Here is a 16236-nt window from a genome sequence, read left to right on the forward strand (position 1 = left end):
CACATGCGGATCCTGATCTCGGCCGACATGGAGGGCGCCACCGGAGTGACCTGGCCCGCCGACGTCGAGCCGGGTACCGAGCAGTGGCAGCGGTGCCGGGTGATGTTCACGTCGGACGTGAACGCGGCGATCGCCGGGTTCTTCGACGGCGGCGCCGCCGAGGTGATCGTCAACGAGGCCCACGCGACCATGCGCAACCTGCTGCTGGAGGAGCTCGACCACCGGGCGAGCATGCTCACCGGCCGGCACAAGGACCTCAGCATGGTCGAGGGCATCCAGGACCCGGCCGTCGACGGGGTCGCGTTCGTCGGGTACCACACCGGCGCCGGTACCGAGGGCGTGCTCGCCCACACGTACCTGGCCAACTCGATCACCGGCGTGTGGGTCGACGGCGAACCGGCCAGCGAGGGCCGGCTCAACGCGCTGGTCGCCGCCGGGTACGGGGTACCGGTCGTCCTCGTCACCGGCGACGACCGCGCTTGCGCCGACGCGGCTGGGTACGCCCCGGCGGCCGGTACCGTCGCGGTCAAGGACTACGTGAGCCGGTACGCCGCGGTGTGCCGGCCGCCGCAGGCCACGTACGCCGCGATCCGCGCCGCGGCGAAGGAGGCGACGGCGCTGGCGGCGCGGCGGCAAGCCACAGGCGGGCGGGGGTACTCCGTCGAGGTGGAGTTCGACGCCGCGCACCTGGCCGGGGCCGCTGCGCTGGTACCGTCCGTGGAGCGCACGGGAGTACGCCGCGTCGCGTACCGCAGCCCCTCGGCCTACGACATGATCCGCTGCTTCAAGACGGTCACGACGATGGCGCACGCCGCGGTGGAGGCGCACTATGGCTGAACCGGCCGGACCCGCTGGACCCGCTGCGCCCGCTGGGCCGACCGCAGCGGCGGAGCCGGTCGACGACCCCCGTACCGAGGACGAGGTCGTCCGGTTCTGCTCGGACCTCATCCGGGTCGACACCGCCAACCGGGGCGGCGGCGACGGGGTCGAGCGGCCCGCCGCCGAGTACGTCGCCGAGGTTCTCAGCGAGGCGGGCCTGGACCCGCTGCTCCTGGAGTCCGCGCCCGGCCGCGCCAACGTCGTCACCCGGATCACCGGTACCGAGCAGGGCCGGCCGGCCCTGCTCGTGCACGGCCACCTGGACGTGGTGCCCGCCGACCCGGCCGAGTGGCGGATCCCGCCCACCTCCGGTGAGGTCGTCGATCGGGTGATCTGGGGACGCGGCGCGGTCGACATGAAGAACACGGTCGCGATGATCCTGTCCCTGGTACGGAGCTGGGGGCGGCAGGGGCGGCGGCCGCGCCGCGACCTCGTCCTCGCGTTCACCGCCGACGAGGAGGACACCGCGGCCTACGGGGCCCGCTTCCTCGTCGAGCGCCACGCCGACCTGTTCGACGGCTGCACCGAGGCGATCGGCGAGTCCGGCGCCTTCGCCTTCCACACCGACGGCGGTGCCCGGCTGTACCCGGTCGCCACCGGCGAGCGGGGTACCGCCTGGCTGAGGTTGACCGCGCGCGGCACGGCCGGCCACGGCTCCCGCGTCAACACCGACAACGCGGTGGCCAAGCTCGCCACCGCCATCACGCGCATCGCCGAGCACGAGTGGCCGGTACGGCTCATCCCGACCGTACGCGCCTGCCTGACCGGCATCGCCGCGTCCCTCGACAGACCCGCCGGGGACCTGTCCGCCGAAGACCTCGACGAGACGAACGCCGCCGCGCTCGTCGAGGCGCTCGGCCACGCCGGGGCGCTGGTCGCCCCGATCCTGCGCAACAGCGCCAACCCGACGATGCTGTCGGCCGGGTACAAGGTCAACGTCATCCCCGGCGAAGCCGTCGCCTACGTGGACGGCCGGGTCCTGCCCGGTCACCGCGACGAGTTCGAGGCCACCCTCGACGCCCTGACCGGGCCGGACGTCGCGTGGGGGTACGCGCACTCCGAGATCGCGCTGGAAGCGCCGCTGGACACCCCGACCGTGGCCGCGATGGCCGACGCACTGCGCGCCGAGGACCCGACCGGGCACGTCGTCCCGTACTGCATGGCCGGCGGTACCGACGCCAAGCAGTTCGCCCGGCTGGGCATCGCCGGGTACGGCTTCGCGCCCCTCGGGCTGCCGCCGGGCTTCGACTACCACGCGATGTTCCACGGGGTCGACGAACGGGTCCCGATCGACGCCCTCACCTTCGGTGTCCGGGTCCTGGACCGGTTCCTGACCACGGTGAGCTGAAGCATGGTGAGCTGAAGCGTTGGGGTGAGCGGGCCGAACCGCGCATACAACGCCGATTGCGGGTTATCGGCTGACCGAGGAGCCATGTCGACCCGGTACGACGTCGTGATCGTGGGTGGCGGTGGAGCCGGCCTGCGCGCCGCCATCGCCGTGGCCGAGGCGCGCCCGGACCTCAGCATCGCGATCATCTCCAAGGTCTACCCGATGCGCAGCCACACGGTCTCCGCCGAGGGCGGCGCCGCCGCGGTCATCCGCCCGCCCGACACCCTCGACGACCACGCCCACGACACCATCTCCGGCGGCGACTGGCTGTGCGACCAGGACGCCGTCGAGGCGTTCGTGGCCGAGGCGCCCGGCGAACTGCTGCGGCTGGAGCACTGGGGCTGCCCGTGGAGCCGCGAACCCGACGGCCGGATCGCGGTCCGCCCGTTCGGCGGGATGCGGCGGGTACGGACCTGGTTCGCCGCCGACAAGACCGGGTTCCACCTGCTCCACACGCTGTTCCAGACCTCGCTGAGGTACCCCTCGATCGTCCGGTACGACGAGTGGTTCGTCACCAGGCTGCTCGTCGACGACGGCCGGGTCTGGGGCGTGGTGGCGATCGAGGTGATGTCGGGCCGGATCGACGCGATCACCGCCGAGTCCGTCATCCTGTGTACCGGCGGCTGCGGCCGGGTCTACCCGTTCACCACGAACGCCAACATCTCCACCGGCGACGGCCTGGCCCTGGCGTACCGGGCCGGCGCGCCGCTGGAGGACATGGAGTTCGTCCAGTACCACCCGACCGGCCTGCCGTTCACCGGCATCCTCATCTCCGAGGCGGCCCGGGCCGAGGGCGGCTGGCTGGTCAACCGGGACGGGTACCGCTACCTGCAGGACTACAACCTCGGCAGGCCCGCGCCCGGACCGGTGCTGCGCAGCATGGAGCTGGGCCCCCGGGACCGGCTGTCGCAGGCGTTCGTCAAGGAGGTCGATCGGGGGCGGACCACCGACACGCCGTGGGGTCCCGTCGTCCACCTGGACCTGCGCCACCTCGGCGCGGAGGTCATCGAGGCGAGGCTGCCGTTCGTCCGGGAGCTGTGCCGCGACTACGAGCACGTCGACCCGGTACGGGAGCTGATCCCGGTACGGCCGGTGGTGCACTACATGATGGGCGGCGTCTCCACCGACCTGGTCGGGGCAACCGCCCTGGACGGGCTGTACGCCGCGGGCGAGACGGCGTGCGTGAGCATCAACGGGGCCAACCGGCTCGGCTCGAACTCCCTGCCCGAACTGCTGGTCTTCGGTGCCCGGGCCGGCGCGGCGGTGGCCGAGGCCGCCGGCCGGCACACCGGACCGGCCCCGGCGGTCGCCGCCCAGGCCAGGGACGAGGAGCACCGCCTGGAGTCCGACCTGCTGCACCGCGAGGGCGGGCGGGAGCGGCTCGCCACGATCCGCGAGGAGCTGCGGGAGACGATGGAGCAAGGCGTGGGGATCTACCGCTCCGGCGACTCGACCGCCAAGGCCGCGGACAAGCTGTACGAGCTTCGCGAGCGGTGCCGCAACGCCGCCGTCGACGACCACAGCCGGGTCTTCAACACCGAGCTCGTCGCCGCGCTGGAGCTGTCGTTCCTGCTCGACGTGGCGGAGAGCATCGTGCGGTGCGCCTCGCTGCGCGAGGAGTCCCGGGGCGCGCACCAGCGCACCGACTTCCCCGCCCGGGACGACGAGCGCTTCCTGGCCCATTCGCAGATCCGGCGTACCGGGGACGGGGCCTCGACGGTCTCCTACCGGCCGGTGACGATCACGCGCTGGCCGCCGGCCGAGCGGGTGTACGGGAGGTGACGATCATGGCCGACACCATCACGCTGGAGGTCGCCCGGTACCGCCCGGAGCAGGAGGACGAACCGACGACCCAGTGCTACGAGATCCCGATGCGCCGGGAGTGGACCGTCCTGGACGGGCTCAACCACGTCAAGGACCGGCTGGACGGCACGCTCTCGTTCCGCTGGTCCTGCCGGATGGGCATCTGCGGCAGCTGCGGCATGACGATCGACGGTGACCCGGTACTGGCGTGCGAGACGTTCCTGACCGACCACCACCCGGGGCCGGTACGGGTCGAGCCGCTGCGGAACTTCCCGGTGATCCGCGACCTCGTCGTGGAGCTGACCGACTTCATGGCCAAGCTCCCGCACGTGATGCCCTGGCTGGTCGCTGACGAGCCGCCGCCGGATACCGAGTACCTGCAGAAACCGGCGGAGGTGGACGAGTACCAGCAGTACAGCATGTGCATCAACTGCATGCTCTGCTACGCCGCCTGCCCGGTGTACGGGCTCGAGCGTGACTTCCTCGGGCCGGCGCTGATCGCCCTCGCGCAGCGGTACAACCTCGATTCCCGCGATCATGGCGACCACGACCGGCTGGAGATCCTGTCGGCGCCGGAGGGCATCTGGGACTGCACGTTCGTCGGTGAGTGCAGCCGGGCCTGCCCGAAGGGGGTGGATCCGGCCGGCGCCATCCAGCGCTACAAGCTGGAGGCGGCCAAGCGGACGGTACGGTCCCTGCTGCTTCCCCGGGGCCGGCGGTGACCGGGTACACCGGGCTCTACCAGCGCCTGTACCGGCCCCGGGTGCCGATCCTGTGGTGGGTGCGCCGGCGGTCGTACCTGCTGTTCGTCCTCCGCGAGCTGAGCAGTGTCTTCGTCGCCTGGTCGGTGGTGTACACGCTGCTGCTGGTGCACGCGGTCACCGCGGGCGAGCGGTCGTACCGGGGGTTCCTGGCCTGGAGCGCCCGGCCGCAGGTGCTCGCGGTCAACGTGGTGGCGCTGCTCTTCGTGCTCTTCCACGCCGTTACCTGGTTCGCGCTGGCGTCGCGGGCCGTGGTCGTACGGGTGCGAGGCAGACGGGTCCCCGGTGTCTGGATCGTCGCGGCCAACTACGCGCTCTGGGCCGTGGCATCGGCCATCGTCGCGTGGGTGGTGCTGCGATGACGGTCGTCCGGCGACCGGTCGAACCCCTGCTGTGGCTCGCGTTCAGCGCGGGCGGGGTCCTGGCGGCGCTGCTGGTACCGGCGCTGCTGTTGCTGTTCGGCGTCGCGTTCCCGCTCGGCTGGCTGCCGGCCCCCGGGTACCCGCACCTGGACGCCGTGGTCCGCCATCCGCTGGTCCGGCTCGTCCTGTTCGCCCTGTGCGTGCTGGCGTTGTTCCACGCCGCGCACCGGCTCCGCTACACCGTCCGGGACGGGCTGCAGTTGCGGCGGCTGAGCGGGCTGATCGACGCCTCCTGCTACGGCGCCGCGCTGGCCGGCTCCGCCGCCGCCGGATATCTGCTGTTGGCCGCCGGGTGAGTGGATTCGCGGCGTAGCCGGGTAGGCACCTGCCGTGAGTTGGCGCAGCCGCAACGAGGTGGCGGTCGCGCTGGCCCTGCTGGTCGCCTGCTGGTTCGCGCTGGCGATCCCGGGCCGCGGCGGTCCGGACCGGCAGGCGTTCGACACGACGGTGGCCGCGTCGGCGCGGGACGGGCTGTCCAACGTACGGACCGCGTGGCTCGTCGGCGATGCTCACCGGGGCGGTCGGGTCACCCGTACCTACCTGTCTGCGGTGCTGGATCACTCCATCCGGGCCGTGGCGACGGCGCAACTGCGGCTGGCCGAGACGCCCCCGCCCGGGCGGGCGCAAGCCGCCGTCCGCGACGCGTTGAGGACGCTGCTGGACGAGGGCGAACGCGCCATCGGTGACCTGGTGGGGGCGGTCTACCGGGGCGACACCGCGGGCGTACGGGCGGCCGTCGCGGCGCTCGGAGCCATCGGCGACCGGCTGGCCGACTTCGTCGATCGGCACCCGTCGTGAAGCAGCTGCTCGCCCTCAGCCTGGGGATCCTCACCGCCATCGGCGGCTTCGTCGACATCGGCGACTTCGTGGCCAGCTCCCAGGCGGGCGCCCGCTTCGGCATGTCGCTGGCGTGGGTGCTGGTCGTCGGCGTGGTGGGGATCTGCGCGTACGCGGAGATGGCCGGCCGGGTCACGGCGATCAGCGAGCGGGCGGTCTTCGACCTCGTCCGCGAGCGGCTCGGCCCGCGGGTCGCGCTGCTCAACCTCGCGGCGACGTTCCTGGTCACGGTGATCACGCTGGGCGCCGAGATGGGCGGCGTCGCGCTGGCCGTCGAACTCGCCACCAGCGTCCACTACCTGCTCTGGGTGCCCGTGGTGGGTTTCGCGCTGTGGGTCGTGCTGTGGCGGCTGAAGTTCCAGCACCTGGAGCGGATCTTCTCGCTGGCCGGGCTGGCGCTGGTGGTGTTCGTCGTCGCGTTGACCCACCTGAACCCGGACTGGTCCGGCATGTGGCGGCAGGCCAGCCGGCCCACCCCGGCCGACGGGGAGGACTGGCCGACCTACGGGTACTTCGCCGTCGCACTGTTCGCCTCGGCACTGACGCCGTACGAGGTGTTCTTCTTCTCGTCCGGTGCGGTCGAGGACAAGTGGGGGCGCGACCAGATCTCCACCATGCGGGCCAACGTCCTGATCGGCTTTCCGGTCGGCGGGCTGTTGTCGCTCGGCATCATGGCCACCGCCGCGACGCTGTTCCACCCGCTGCGGATCGAACTGGACTCGGTGGGCCAGGCCATCCTGCCGGTCGCGATCGGCCTCGGCAAGCTGGGGCTCGTCGCGGCGATCCTGGGTCTCTTCGCCGCCACCTTCGGCGCGGCGATGGAGACCGGACTGTCGGCGGCGTACACCGTCGCGCAGTACTTCGGCTGGCAGTGGGGCAAGTTGGTGGCGCCCCGGCAGGCGGCCCGTTTCCACACGCTGCTGCTGGTCAGCGTCCTGACCGGGGTGCTGCTGCTGTTGACCACGGTGGATCCGGTGCGGCTGACCGAGTTCATGCTGGTCTTCAGCGCCGTCATCCTGCCGCTGACGTACCTGCCGATCCTGGTCGTGGCCAACGACCACGAGTATCTCGGCGAGCGGGTCAACGGCCCGGTCGCCAACACGGTCGGGACCGTGTTCCTCCTCGTGATCGTCGTCGCCGCGGTCGCGGCGGTACCGCTCATGATCGCCACCGGAATGGGAGGCTGACGATGTTCATCGGCTTCCACCTGCTCGACCGCCAGATCATCGACTGTGACGGCCTGCTGGTGGGCAAGGTCGACGACGTGGAGCTCTCCGACGGCGACCCACCCGAGGTCGCGGCGCTACTGATGGGGCCGCAGGTACTGGGTGAGCGGATGGGCGGCCGGCTCGGCCGGGTCCTCGCCCGCCTGGCCCACCGGCTGCACGCCGCCGTCGACCCCGGGCCGGCCCGGATCCCGTACCGGGACGTCGCCGTCCGCGTGAGCGCGGTACACCTGCGGATCTCCTACCGTGACCTGCCCCGGCCGGCGCTGGAGGGGTGGCTGTGCGACCACGTCATCGAGCGGATCCCGGGAGCCGGACGTGCGGGCGAGTGACCTCATCAGATGTCGGGCGTACGACCGGACCGGGGCGTGCCTGGGCACCGTGGTCGACCTGGTCGCCGCCCCCGACGGGGACGGAACGCTGGTCGTGGTCGCGGTCGTCGTCAGCCGCCGCTGGCACGGCCGGCTCCTCGGACACGAACGCAGCGAGGGGGGCGGGCCGTGGCTGCTCGAACGCGCGATGAGACTCATGTCGCGCGGCATGCGTACGGTCGCCTGGAGCGAGGTCCGGATAGATCATCGCTAACGGCCGCAGCAATCCTATATCATGTACGAATGCGTCCTCTCCCTCGTCTCACGCTCACCGATGACGTGTACGAGGCCGTCAAGTCCCTGATCATGGATCACCGGATCGCGCCGGGCGAGCGGGTCACGATCGACGCCCTGGCCCGGCAGTTGGCCGTCTCCCCCACGCCGGTCCGGGAGGCCCTGGCCCGGCTCGAGTCCGAGGGGCTGGTCCGCAAGCGCGCGATGGCCGGCTACACCACGGCCCCGCTGCTGACCCGTACGGAGTTCGAGGAACTGTTCGAGATGCGGCTGCTGCTGGAGTGCCCGGCGGCGGCGCGCGCGGCCGGGCGCCGCGCCGCCGGGCAACTCGACGTCGACGTCCTCGCCCAGGAGGCCGACCTGCCCGATCACCTCTCCGGAGACGGGTACGCCGGGCACGCGCCCTTCACCGCCCAGGACGCCGTGTTCCACGAGCTGGTCGCGGAGGCCAGCGGCAACTCGATGCTGCACGCCACCTTCGTCCGACTCCATGCCCACCTGCACCTGCACCGCCTGCAGTTCCCCACCGCGCACCTGGGCATCAGCGGCCAGGAGCACCGACGGATCGTCGCGGCGATCGCGGCCGGGACCCCCGACGCGGCCGCCGACGCCATGCGCCGCCACCTCGAAGCCGCCCGGCAGCGGCACCGCGACCATTTCGCGGCGCTGGACACCTAGCGCCTGATGTCCCATGACCGCGGAGAAGAAGAACGGAGGATGACGTGCGGATCGCGCTGTTCGTGACCTGCGTCAACGACCTGCTCTACCCGGACACCGGCAAGGCGGTCGTCCGGCTGCTGGAGCGGCTCGGGCACCAGGTCGACTTCCCCGAGGCCCAGACCTGCTGCGGGCAGATGCACGCCAACTCCGGGTACCGCGACGAGGCCGTCCCGCTGGTGCGCGGCTTCGTCGAGGCGTTCGACCGGTACGACGCCGTGGTGGCGCCGAGCGGCTCGTGCGTCGCGATGGTGCGCGAGTCCTACCCGCGCCTGGTACCGGAGGCGGCCGGGATCGCGGAGCGCGTCTACGAGCTGTCCGAACTGCTCGTCGACGTCCTCGGCGTCACCGACGTCGGCGCCTCGTTCCCGTACCGGGTGACCTACCACCCGACCTGTCACGGCCTGCGCATGCTGCGCCTGGGTGACAAGCCGCTGCGGCTGCTGCGCGCGGTCGAGGGCCTGGAGCTGGTACCCCTCCCCGGCGCCGAGGAGTGCTGCGGCTTCGGCGGCACGTTCGCGTTGAAGAACTCCGACGTGTCCACCGCGATGCTCGCCGACAAGTGCGCGGCGATCTGCGACACCGGCGCCGACGTGATCGCGGCCGCCGACAACTCGTGCCTGGCGCACATCGGCGGCGGCCTGTCCCGCCGCGGCGCGCCGGTACGCGTCATGCACTACGCGGAGATCCTCGGAGGTGGATCGTGAGCGAGCGCCTTCCCCACGGCAGTGGTCGCCTCGCGGGGCCCCGTCCGTTCCCCGACGCCGCCGTCGTGGAGCTGGGCAAGCCGCAACTGCGCGCCAACCTGCACAAGGCCACCCACACGATCCGCAACAAGCGGGCCCGCGTCGTCGACGAGCTGCCGGACTGGGAGAAGCTGCGGCTGGCCGGCAGCGCGATCAAGTCCGACGTGATGGCCCGGCTGCCCGAGCTGCTGGTCCAGTTCGAGGCCGCCGCGACCGCCGCCGGCGCCACGGTGCACTGGGCCCGCGACGCCGCCGAGGCGTGCGAGGTGGTCACCGGGCTGGTCCGCGAGACCGGCGCCGACGAGGTGGTCAAGGTCAAGTCAATGGCCACCCAGGAGATCGAGCTGAACGAGGCGCTCGAGGCGGCCGGCATCACCGCCACCGAGACCGACCTGGCCGAGTTGATCGTGCAGCTCAACGACGACCAGCCGTCGCACATCCTGGTACCGGCGATCCACTACAACCGCAGCCAGATCCGCGACATCTTCACCGAGCGGATGGGCGACGCGCCCGCCGGCCTCACCGACGAGCCGCGCGTACTGGCCGAGGCGGCCCGCCTCCACCTGCGCCGCAAGTTCCTGTCGTCGAAGGTCGCCATCTCCGGCGCGAACTTCGCCGTCGCCGAGACCGGCACGCTCGTCGTGCTGGAGTCCGAGGGCAACGGGCGGATGTGCCTGACCCTGCCGGAGACACTGATCTCGGTGGTCGGCGTGGAGAAGCTGCTACCGTCCTTCACCGACCTTGAGGTCTTCCTCCAACTGCTGCCCCGGTCGTCGACCGGTGAGCGGATGAACCCGTACACGTCGATGTGGACGGGGGTGACGCCGGGCGACGGACCGCAGAACGTCCACATCGTACTGATCGACAACGGCCGGTCGGCCACGCTCGCCGACGAGGTCGGCCGCCAGGCCCTGCACTGCATCCGCTGCTCGGCCTGCATGAACGTGTGCCCGGTGTACGAGCGGGTCGGCGGCCACGCGTACCAGTCGGTGTACCCCGGTCCGATCGGTGCGATCCTGTCGCCGCAGATGACGGGAGTCTCTGCCAGCGGGGTTTCCAGCACGCTGCCGTTCGCGTCGACGCTCTGCGGCGCCTGCTACGACGTCTGCCCGGTACGCATCAACATTCCCGAGGTGCTGGTGCACCTGCGCCAGGAGGCGGTGGACGCCCATCGGGGCAAGCCGTCCGCCGAGCGGACCGCCATGAAGGCGATGGGCTGGGTGATGGGCGACCGGCGCCGGTACGCCCGGGCCCTGCGGGCGGCCCGGGCCGGCAGCGCGCCGCTGGCCGCCGTGCTCCGCCGGCGGAAGGTCCGCCGGCTGCCCTGGCCGATGTCGGCGTGGACGGCGAGCCGCGACGCGCCGCTGCCGGCGACCGAAACGTTCCGTGACTGGTGGCGGAGGACCCGATGAACGCGCGTGACGAGATCCTGGCCCGGCTGCGGACCGCGCTCGGCCCCACCCCGTCGGCGCCCCCGGTGCCGCGCGACTACCGGGTCGACGACGACCTCGACGACGCTGCCCGGCTGGAGACGTTCGTCGACCGGTTGGTCGACTACAAGGCCGAGGTGACCCGCTGTACCCCGGACACGCTGGCCGAGGCGGTCGGCGCGGCGCTGGCCGGGGTCGAGCGCCTCGTCGTGCCCGGTGACGTGCCCGAGGGCTGGCTGTCGGCGTACCCGGGGACAGCGGTGGCCGATGGCCCGCAGCCGCTCACCGTGTCCGACCTGGACGACGCCGACGCGGTCCTCACCGGGTGCGCCGTCGCGGCCGCGCTGACCGGCACGATCGTGCTCGACGGCGGCGCCGGGCAGGGGCGCCGGGCGCTCACTCTGGTACCCGACCACCACGTCTGCGTCGTCACCGCCGACCAGGTCGTCGGCGGCGTGCCGGCCGCGATCCGGCGACTCGCCCCTACCCGGCCGCTGACGTTCATCTCCGGCCCGTCGGCCACCAGCGACATCGAACTCAACCGGGTGGAGGGGGTCCACGGTCCGCGCCGGCTGCACGTGATCATCGTCGAGTCCTGACCCGGCGCGGTGGGCTTGCTCCGCGGCGCACTTACAGCGCGGCTACGATCGGCTACCCATGGATGCGAACGCTGAGATCGCGATGGTCGCCCTCCCGGCCGGGGAGGTGACGCTGTCGGACCGGCGCACCCAGCGCCGCTGGACGGTCGAGCTCGCGCCGTACCGGCTCGCGGCGTTCCCGGTCACCCAGGCGCAGTACGCGGAGGTGACCGGCGAGCGGCCGAGCGCGGCGCGCGGGGACCGGTTGCCCGTCGAGGGAGTCTCCTGGCGGGGCGCGGTCCGGTTCTGCAACACACTGTCGCGAAGGGACGGCCTGACGCGTGCGTACCGCCTCGACGGCGAGCACGTCGAGTGGGACGTCTCCGCCGACGGGTACCGGCTGCCGACCGAGGCCGAGTGGGAGCACGCCTGCCGCGCCGGCACGACGGGCCCGCGGTACGGGCCGCTCGACGAGATCGCGTGGTACCGGGGCAACTCGCAGGAGCGCGTCCACGAGGTGGGTGGCAAGCGGCCCAACGCCTGGGGCCTGTACGACATGCTGGGCAACGTGTGGGACTGGTGCTGGGACGTCTACGACGCCGAGGTCTACGGCACCTACCGCGTCCTGCGCGGGGGCGGGTGGTTCGACGAGCACTGGAGCTGTCGGGCCTCGGTACGGCGGCGAAGCCACCCGACGTTCCGGGTCGACGACGTGGGCTTTCGCGTCGCCCGTTCCGGTCCGTCCTGACCACGGGGACCGGCCGTACGAAGCGATCGGGCCGGATGAGGACCCCCACGGGACGCTAACTCCAGCCGTCATCCGTCCTGTACGAGACAACGGACCGGCGGCGGTACCGGTAAAGTCTGGGCAGGCCCGATAGATCGATCACCACAGATGGGGAGCCCGCACCGACACGAGAGGAACCCCAGCATGAGGCGCTTCCGCTCGACAGCACTCCTGACCATCACCACTCTCATGGTCGCCCTCGCCGGGTGCGGAGGCTCGGCGAAGGACGAGGATCCTTCCGGCGCCAGTTCCAGTCCGGACAAGGTGACCTACCTGACCGCTTTCGGCGCGGTAGGGCGCGACGCGTTCGCCTGGGTCGCCCAGGAGAAGGGTTACTTCAAGGCCGCCCGTCTCGACGTGACGATCCAACCGGGGTCGGCCACGGGTGAGAATCTCAAGAACCTCGCCGCCGGTCAGGCCCAGTTCGCCAGCCTCGACCTCGTCGGCGCCTGGATCCTCGCCGGCAAGGGCGAGTACAAGGACTTCCGGACGATCGCGGTCATCCACCAGCAGACCCTTGTCTCGATAATTTCGCTCGAGGGCTCGGGCGTCGCCTCCCCCGAGGAACTCGAGGGCAAGAAGATCGGCGCGGCCACCGGCTCGGTGAATCAACTGCTCTTCCCCGCGTACGCGAAAGCAGCCGGCATCGACGCGACGAAGGTTCAATGGGTCAACACACAACCGGCGCAGTTGCCCACGCTGCTGGCCAGCAGGCAGGTCGACGCGTTGAGCACCTTCCTCATCGGCCAGCGGGGCATCGAGAAGGCCGCGAACAAGAAGGCGGTCGTTCTGCCGTACAGCCGATACCTCACCGACCTGCTCGGCAACGGGATCATCACGACGTCCAAGATCGCCACCGGCTCCCCCGACCTCGCGGCTCGGTTCCGGGACGCGATGCTCCAGGGCCTGCGGTACACGATCGACCACCCCGACGAGGCCGCCCAGATCATGAAGAAGGCCCAGCCCGCTGCCGACGTCGCCGCAGCGGTCGGTGAGATCACCCTGATGACTCCCTATGTGACGCCGTCGGGATCAAGCTCGCCGATCGGTTCGGTGACCGAGCAACGCGTCGCGCGGGCACTCGGGACCCTGCAGACCGCCAACCTCATTCCGGCCGGGCTCACGCCGAGTGCGGTCGTGGACTTCAGCCTCACGCCCAAGGCCTAGACCACGACGGAGACCGATGACGACAACATCGCACGATCCTGAAGCGCCGCAGTACTCCTTCGACAACAACGACCCCGAAGCGGCCGACCGCCACAACTACCTGGCCGAGATACTCGACGAGTTCACGTTCTCCCAGCTGTCACGGCTGGCACCGCTGACCGGACGGCGTTGCCTGGAGTTGGGTGCGGGTGCCGGTACCGTCGCATCGTGGCTGGCCGGCCAGGTCGGCCCGGCCGGTCATGTGCTCGCCACCGACCTCGACCCGCGCTATCTGCCCTCGGACGCCGGCTATTCGGTCCTGCGCCACGATCTCCGTAATGATCCGGTACCAGGCGGGCCGTGGGACCTCATCCACGCCCGACTGGTGCTGGTGCACCTGCCGGAGCGCCGCGAGATCCTGAAGCGTCTCGTGGCGGCCCTGGCACCGGGCGGCCATCTGGCGGTGGCGGACTGGGCGACGACGCACCGGAGGCTGGTGCTCGCCACACCCGACCCGGAGGCGACCGCGCTCGTCGACGCGTACCACGATGCCCTCGTCACCCAGGTGTTCCCGGGCCGCGGTGCCGACCCCACCTGGGCCGAGAGCATTCACGCGGCGATGCTGGACGAGGGCCTGGTCGACGTGACGACCGAGATCAGCGCCGGTTCCTGGCCTGGCGGCTCGGCCGGTGCGCGGCTCATCGAGGTCAACCTGGCCCAACTCCGCGCCGACTTCGAGGCAGCGGGCTTCACCCCCGACCGGCTCGACCGGCTGCGGGCGGTGGTCAACGATCCGCGGGTCGTGCTGCGCGGCCACTTCACGTACCTGACGGTCGGCCGGCGGCCGGTCTCATGAGAACACCGCGGGTTGTCGCACCGTTCTTCGGCGTGGTCGGCACCGTGGCGGTGTGGTGGCTGGCCACGGCCCTGTTCCACATCCGGCCGCTGTTCCTGCCCGCACCGCCCGACATCGTCTCCGCGTTCCGCCGCCAGCCGGCGTACCTGCTGCACGAGGCGTGGGCGACGGTGACGGAGACGATCATCGGCTTCGGCATCGCGGCGGCCGCCGGGCTCGGTGTCGCCGTCGTCCTCGCCGCGTCGCGTACCGTCGAACGCGCGCTGCTCCCGCTGTTCGTGGCGCTCAACTCCGTACCGAAGGTGTCGGTCGCGCCGCTGCTGGTGGTGTGGCTCGGATTCGGCCCGCGCCCGAAGATCTTCATGGTGGTCCTGATCTGCTTCTTTCCGGTCGTCGTCGCCACCATGGCCGGCCTCAGCTCCACCCCGGCCGAATTGAGCGACCTCGTCCGGTCGCTGTCCGCGTCGTGGTGGCAGACCTACGTGAAGGTCCGCCTGCCCTGGGCACTTCCGCAGATCTTCGTCGGACTGAAGGTCGCGGTCTCGCTCGCGGTGGTCGGCGCCGTGGTCGCGGAGATCAGCAACCCGAACCGTGGCCTGGGTGCGGTCATCGTCCTGTCCGGAACGTCATTCGACACTCCCCTCGCGTTCGCCGCGATCGTGCTGCTGGCGCTCATCAGTGTCGTGCTGTTCTACCTGGTGGCGAGCGCCGAGCGGCTGTTGCTGCCGTGGGCGAGGGCGATCACCGGATGATCTCTCTCGTCGAGGTGTCCCATGCGTTCCGCGGACGCGCCGGTGCGGTCGAGGCGCTGGCCGAGGTCGACCTCGAGATCGGCGAGGGCGAGTTCGTCGCGGTGATCGGGCGCTCCGGCTGCGGTAAGTCGACCCTGCTGCGCCTCATCGCGGGGCTGATCACCCCGTCTTCGGGTCGCGTCCGGGTGGACGGTGTGATGGTCACCAGGCCACGGCCGGACGTCGCGATGCTGTTCCAGCAGCCCGCGCTCCTGCCGTGGCGCTCGGTACGCGACAACGTGCTGCTGCCGGCCGAGATCCTCCGACTGCCCCGACCGGCGTACGCCGAGCGCGCGCAGGAACTGATCGAGACCGTCGGCCTGGCCGGCTTCGAGAAGCGGCTCCCGCACGAGCTGTCGGGCGGCATGCAGCAGCGGGCCGCGCTGTGCCGGGCGCTGCTGCACCGACCTCGGGTACTGCTCATGGACGAGCCGTTCTCCGCGCTGGACGCGCTGACCCGCGAGGAGCTTGCGGGTGAACTCCAGCGCATCCACATGGACCTCCGCCCGACGACCGTCTTCGTCACGCACTCGATCCAGGAGGCCGTCCTGCTCGCCGACCGGGTGGTGGTGCTGAGCCCGCGCCCGGGCCAGGTACGCAAGATCGTCGAAATCGCGATCCCACGCCCGCGCTCGTTCGGACACAACGCGCACCTCGAGGAGGTCACCGAGCACGTGGCCGAACTGCACGAACTGCTGCTCACCTGAGCTACCAGGCGCCGGGCCACCACCTTCGGCCCCACCCGGCTCGGCGAAGGCCGGCCGGGCCGCCGCGCCGAGCAGGGTCGGTACGCTCGGCGCGATGAAGAGACTGCTGATCGTCCACCACACGGCGTCGCCCACGCTGCAGGCGATGTACGAGGCGGTGCGTGCCGGCGCGAGCGCCGACGGGATCGAGGGCGTGGAGGTCGTCTCCCGGCCGGCGCTCACCGCCACCGCCGTCGACGTGCTGGAGGCCGACTGCTACCTGCTCGGCACGCCGGTCAACATCGGGTACATGAGCGGCGCGTTGAAGCACTTCTTCGACCAGGTCTACTACCCGTGCCTGGAGGCGACCGCCGGCCGGCCGTACGCCGCGTATCTGCACGGCAACAACGACGCGAGCGGGGCGGTACGCGCCATCGAGGCGATCACGACCGGGCTGGGGTGGAAGCGGGTACGGCCTCCGGTGGTCGTCCTCGGCGAGCCGGGCAAGGCCGCCCTGGAGCAGTGCTGGGAACTGGGCGCGACGGTCGCCGCCGAACTGGCCGGCTGACGCGCCGT

20 protein-coding genes are annotated in these 16236 nt (G+C 71.5%); all 20 read left to right on the plus strand.

The genetic code is table 11. The features are described from left to right. Positions 1-3: 3 nt before the first annotated feature. Positions 4-837, plus strand: a complete 834-nt coding sequence (locus Pme01_RS16590; RefSeq protein WP_168114239.1) for a M55 family metallopeptidase — start codon at positions 4-6, stop codon at positions 835-837. Beyond that, positions 830-2227 (plus strand): M20/M25/M40 family metallo-hydrolase, encoded by a 1398-nt coding sequence (locus tag Pme01_RS16595; protein WP_168114238.1) that lies wholly within the window; start codon positions 830-832, stop codon positions 2225-2227. The genes Pme01_RS16590 and Pme01_RS16595 overlap by 8 nt, the downstream gene beginning before the upstream one ends. An 84-nt stretch (positions 2228-2311) precedes the next feature. After that, on the plus strand, positions 2312-4051 hold the full coding sequence (gene frdA, locus Pme01_RS16600) for a fumarate reductase (quinol) flavoprotein subunit (protein WP_168114237.1): 1740 nt from the start codon (positions 2312-2314) through the stop codon (positions 4049-4051). A 5-nt stretch (positions 4052-4056) separates the two neighbouring features. Beyond that, positions 4057-4794 carry a succinate dehydrogenase iron-sulfur subunit gene (gene sdhB / locus Pme01_RS16605; protein ID WP_168114236.1) on the plus strand — a complete coding sequence of 246 codons (738 nt, stop codon included), beginning with the start codon at positions 4057-4059 and terminating at the stop codon, positions 4792-4794. Beyond that, on the plus strand, positions 4791-5195 hold the full coding sequence (locus tag Pme01_RS16610; RefSeq protein ID WP_203935676.1) for a succinate dehydrogenase/fumarate reductase transmembrane subunit: 405 nt from the start codon (positions 4791-4793) through the stop codon (positions 5193-5195). Before sdhB ends, Pme01_RS16610 begins: the two co-directional genes overlap by 4 nt. Then, entirely contained in the window at positions 5192-5551 is a 360-nt protein-coding gene (gene frdD / locus Pme01_RS16615; RefSeq protein WP_168114235.1) for a fumarate reductase subunit FrdD, read from the plus strand. Before Pme01_RS16610 ends, frdD begins: the two co-directional genes overlap by 4 nt. A 34-nt stretch (positions 5552-5585) precedes the next feature. Then, positions 5586-6053: a hypothetical protein gene (locus Pme01_RS16620; protein ID WP_168114234.1), complete on the plus strand. Its 468-nt coding sequence runs from the start codon at positions 5586-5588 to the stop codon at positions 6051-6053. Continuing rightward, positions 6050-7279, plus strand: a complete 1230-nt coding sequence (locus Pme01_RS16625) for an NRAMP family divalent metal transporter (protein ID WP_168114233.1) — start codon at positions 6050-6052, stop codon at positions 7277-7279. The genes Pme01_RS16620 and Pme01_RS16625 overlap by 4 nt, the downstream gene beginning before the upstream one ends. 2 nt (positions 7280-7281) lie before the next feature. After that, positions 7282-7650, plus strand: a complete 369-nt coding sequence (locus tag Pme01_RS16630; protein ID WP_168114232.1) for a hypothetical protein — start codon at positions 7282-7284, stop codon at positions 7648-7650. Next, positions 7637-7903 (plus strand): PRC-barrel domain-containing protein, encoded by a 267-nt coding sequence (locus tag Pme01_RS16635; protein ID WP_203935677.1) that lies wholly within the window; start codon positions 7637-7639, stop codon positions 7901-7903. Before Pme01_RS16630 ends, Pme01_RS16635 begins: the two co-directional genes overlap by 14 nt. Positions 7904-7932: 29 nt before the next feature. Further along, entirely contained in the window at positions 7933-8601 is a 669-nt protein-coding gene (locus tag Pme01_RS16640; protein WP_168114230.1) for a GntR family transcriptional regulator, read from the plus strand. Between the two features lie 44 nt (positions 8602-8645). Next, complete coding sequence (locus Pme01_RS16645) at positions 8646-9347, plus strand: (Fe-S)-binding protein (protein WP_168114229.1); 702 nt, start codon at positions 8646-8648, stop codon at positions 9345-9347. Beyond that, positions 9344-10798, plus strand: a complete 1455-nt coding sequence (locus Pme01_RS16650) for a LutB/LldF family L-lactate oxidation iron-sulfur protein (protein ID WP_239088274.1) — start codon at positions 9344-9346, stop codon at positions 10796-10798. The genes Pme01_RS16645 and Pme01_RS16650 overlap by 4 nt, the downstream gene beginning before the upstream one ends. After that, positions 10795-11415: a LutC/YkgG family protein gene (locus Pme01_RS16655; protein ID WP_168114228.1), complete on the plus strand. Its 621-nt coding sequence runs from the start codon at positions 10795-10797 to the stop codon at positions 11413-11415. Before Pme01_RS16650 ends, Pme01_RS16655 begins: the two co-directional genes overlap by 4 nt. Before the next feature lie 58 nt (positions 11416-11473). Continuing rightward, positions 11474-12142 (plus strand): formylglycine-generating enzyme family protein, encoded by a 669-nt coding sequence (locus Pme01_RS16660; protein ID WP_168114227.1) that lies wholly within the window; start codon positions 11474-11476, stop codon positions 12140-12142. 183 nt (positions 12143-12325) lie between these two features. Then, positions 12326-13348 carry an ABC transporter substrate-binding protein gene (locus Pme01_RS16665; RefSeq protein ID WP_239088275.1) on the plus strand — a complete coding sequence of 341 codons (1023 nt, stop codon included), beginning with the start codon at positions 12326-12328 and terminating at the stop codon, positions 13346-13348. 16 nt (positions 13349-13364) lie between these two features. Further along, a complete protein-coding gene (locus Pme01_RS16670; protein ID WP_168114226.1) occupies positions 13365-14183 on the plus strand; it encodes a class I SAM-dependent methyltransferase in 819 nt (272 codons plus the stop codon). A 32-nt stretch (positions 14184-14215) separates the two neighbouring features. After that, on the plus strand, positions 14216-14935 hold the full coding sequence (locus Pme01_RS16675; protein WP_239088276.1) for an ABC transporter permease: 720 nt from the start codon (positions 14216-14218) through the stop codon (positions 14933-14935). Beyond that, positions 14932-15681, plus strand: coding sequence for an ABC transporter ATP-binding protein (locus Pme01_RS16680; RefSeq protein WP_168114224.1), 750 nt, complete (start codon positions 14932-14934; stop codon positions 15679-15681). Before Pme01_RS16675 ends, Pme01_RS16680 begins: the two co-directional genes overlap by 4 nt. Before the next feature lie 94 nt (positions 15682-15775). Further along, positions 15776-16228, plus strand: coding sequence for a flavodoxin family protein (locus Pme01_RS16685; RefSeq protein ID WP_168114223.1), 453 nt, complete (start codon positions 15776-15778; stop codon positions 16226-16228). Positions 16229-16236 lie beyond the last annotated feature (8 nt).

The sequence above is a fragment of the Planosporangium mesophilum genome (assembly GCF_016863255.1).
GTDB classification, from domain to species: Bacteria; Actinomycetota; Actinomycetes; order Mycobacteriales; family Micromonosporaceae; genus Planosporangium; species Planosporangium mesophilum.

What these genes read in the sequence shown, in the direction of transcription:
- Pme01_RS16590 (WP_168114239.1), top strand. Translation starts at nt 4, where the DNA reads ATGCGGATCCTGATCTCGGCCGACATGGAGGGCGCCACCGGAGTGACC.
- Pme01_RS16595 (WP_168114238.1), top strand. Translation starts at nt 830, where the DNA reads ATGGCTGAACCGGCCGGACCCGCTGGACCCGCTGCGCCCGCTGGGCCG.
- frdA (WP_168114237.1), top strand. Translation starts at nt 2,312, where the DNA reads ATGTCGACCCGGTACGACGTCGTGATCGTGGGTGGCGGTGGAGCCGGC.
- sdhB (WP_168114236.1), top strand. Translation starts at nt 4,057, where the DNA reads ATGGCCGACACCATCACGCTGGAGGTCGCCCGGTACCGCCCGGAGCAG.
- frdD (WP_168114235.1), top strand. Translation starts at nt 5,192, where the DNA reads ATGACGGTCGTCCGGCGACCGGTCGAACCCCTGCTGTGGCTCGCGTTC.
- Pme01_RS16630 (WP_168114232.1), top strand. Translation starts at nt 7,282, where the DNA reads ATGTTCATCGGCTTCCACCTGCTCGACCGCCAGATCATCGACTGTGAC.
- Pme01_RS16640 (WP_168114230.1), top strand. Translation starts at nt 7,933, where the DNA reads ATGCGTCCTCTCCCTCGTCTCACGCTCACCGATGACGTGTACGAGGCC.
- Pme01_RS16655 (WP_168114228.1), top strand. Translation starts at nt 10,795, where the DNA reads ATGAACGCGCGTGACGAGATCCTGGCCCGGCTGCGGACCGCGCTCGGC.
- Pme01_RS16660 (WP_168114227.1), top strand. Translation starts at nt 11,474, where the DNA reads ATGGATGCGAACGCTGAGATCGCGATGGTCGCCCTCCCGGCCGGGGAG.
- Pme01_RS16665 (WP_239088275.1), top strand. Translation starts at nt 12,326, where the DNA reads ATGAGGCGCTTCCGCTCGACAGCACTCCTGACCATCACCACTCTCATG.
- Pme01_RS16670 (WP_168114226.1), top strand. Translation starts at nt 13,365, where the DNA reads ATGACGACAACATCGCACGATCCTGAAGCGCCGCAGTACTCCTTCGAC.
- Pme01_RS16680 (WP_168114224.1), top strand. Translation starts at nt 14,932, where the DNA reads ATGATCTCTCTCGTCGAGGTGTCCCATGCGTTCCGCGGACGCGCCGGT.
- Pme01_RS16685 (WP_168114223.1), top strand. Translation starts at nt 15,776, where the DNA reads ATGAAGAGACTGCTGATCGTCCACCACACGGCGTCGCCCACGCTGCAG.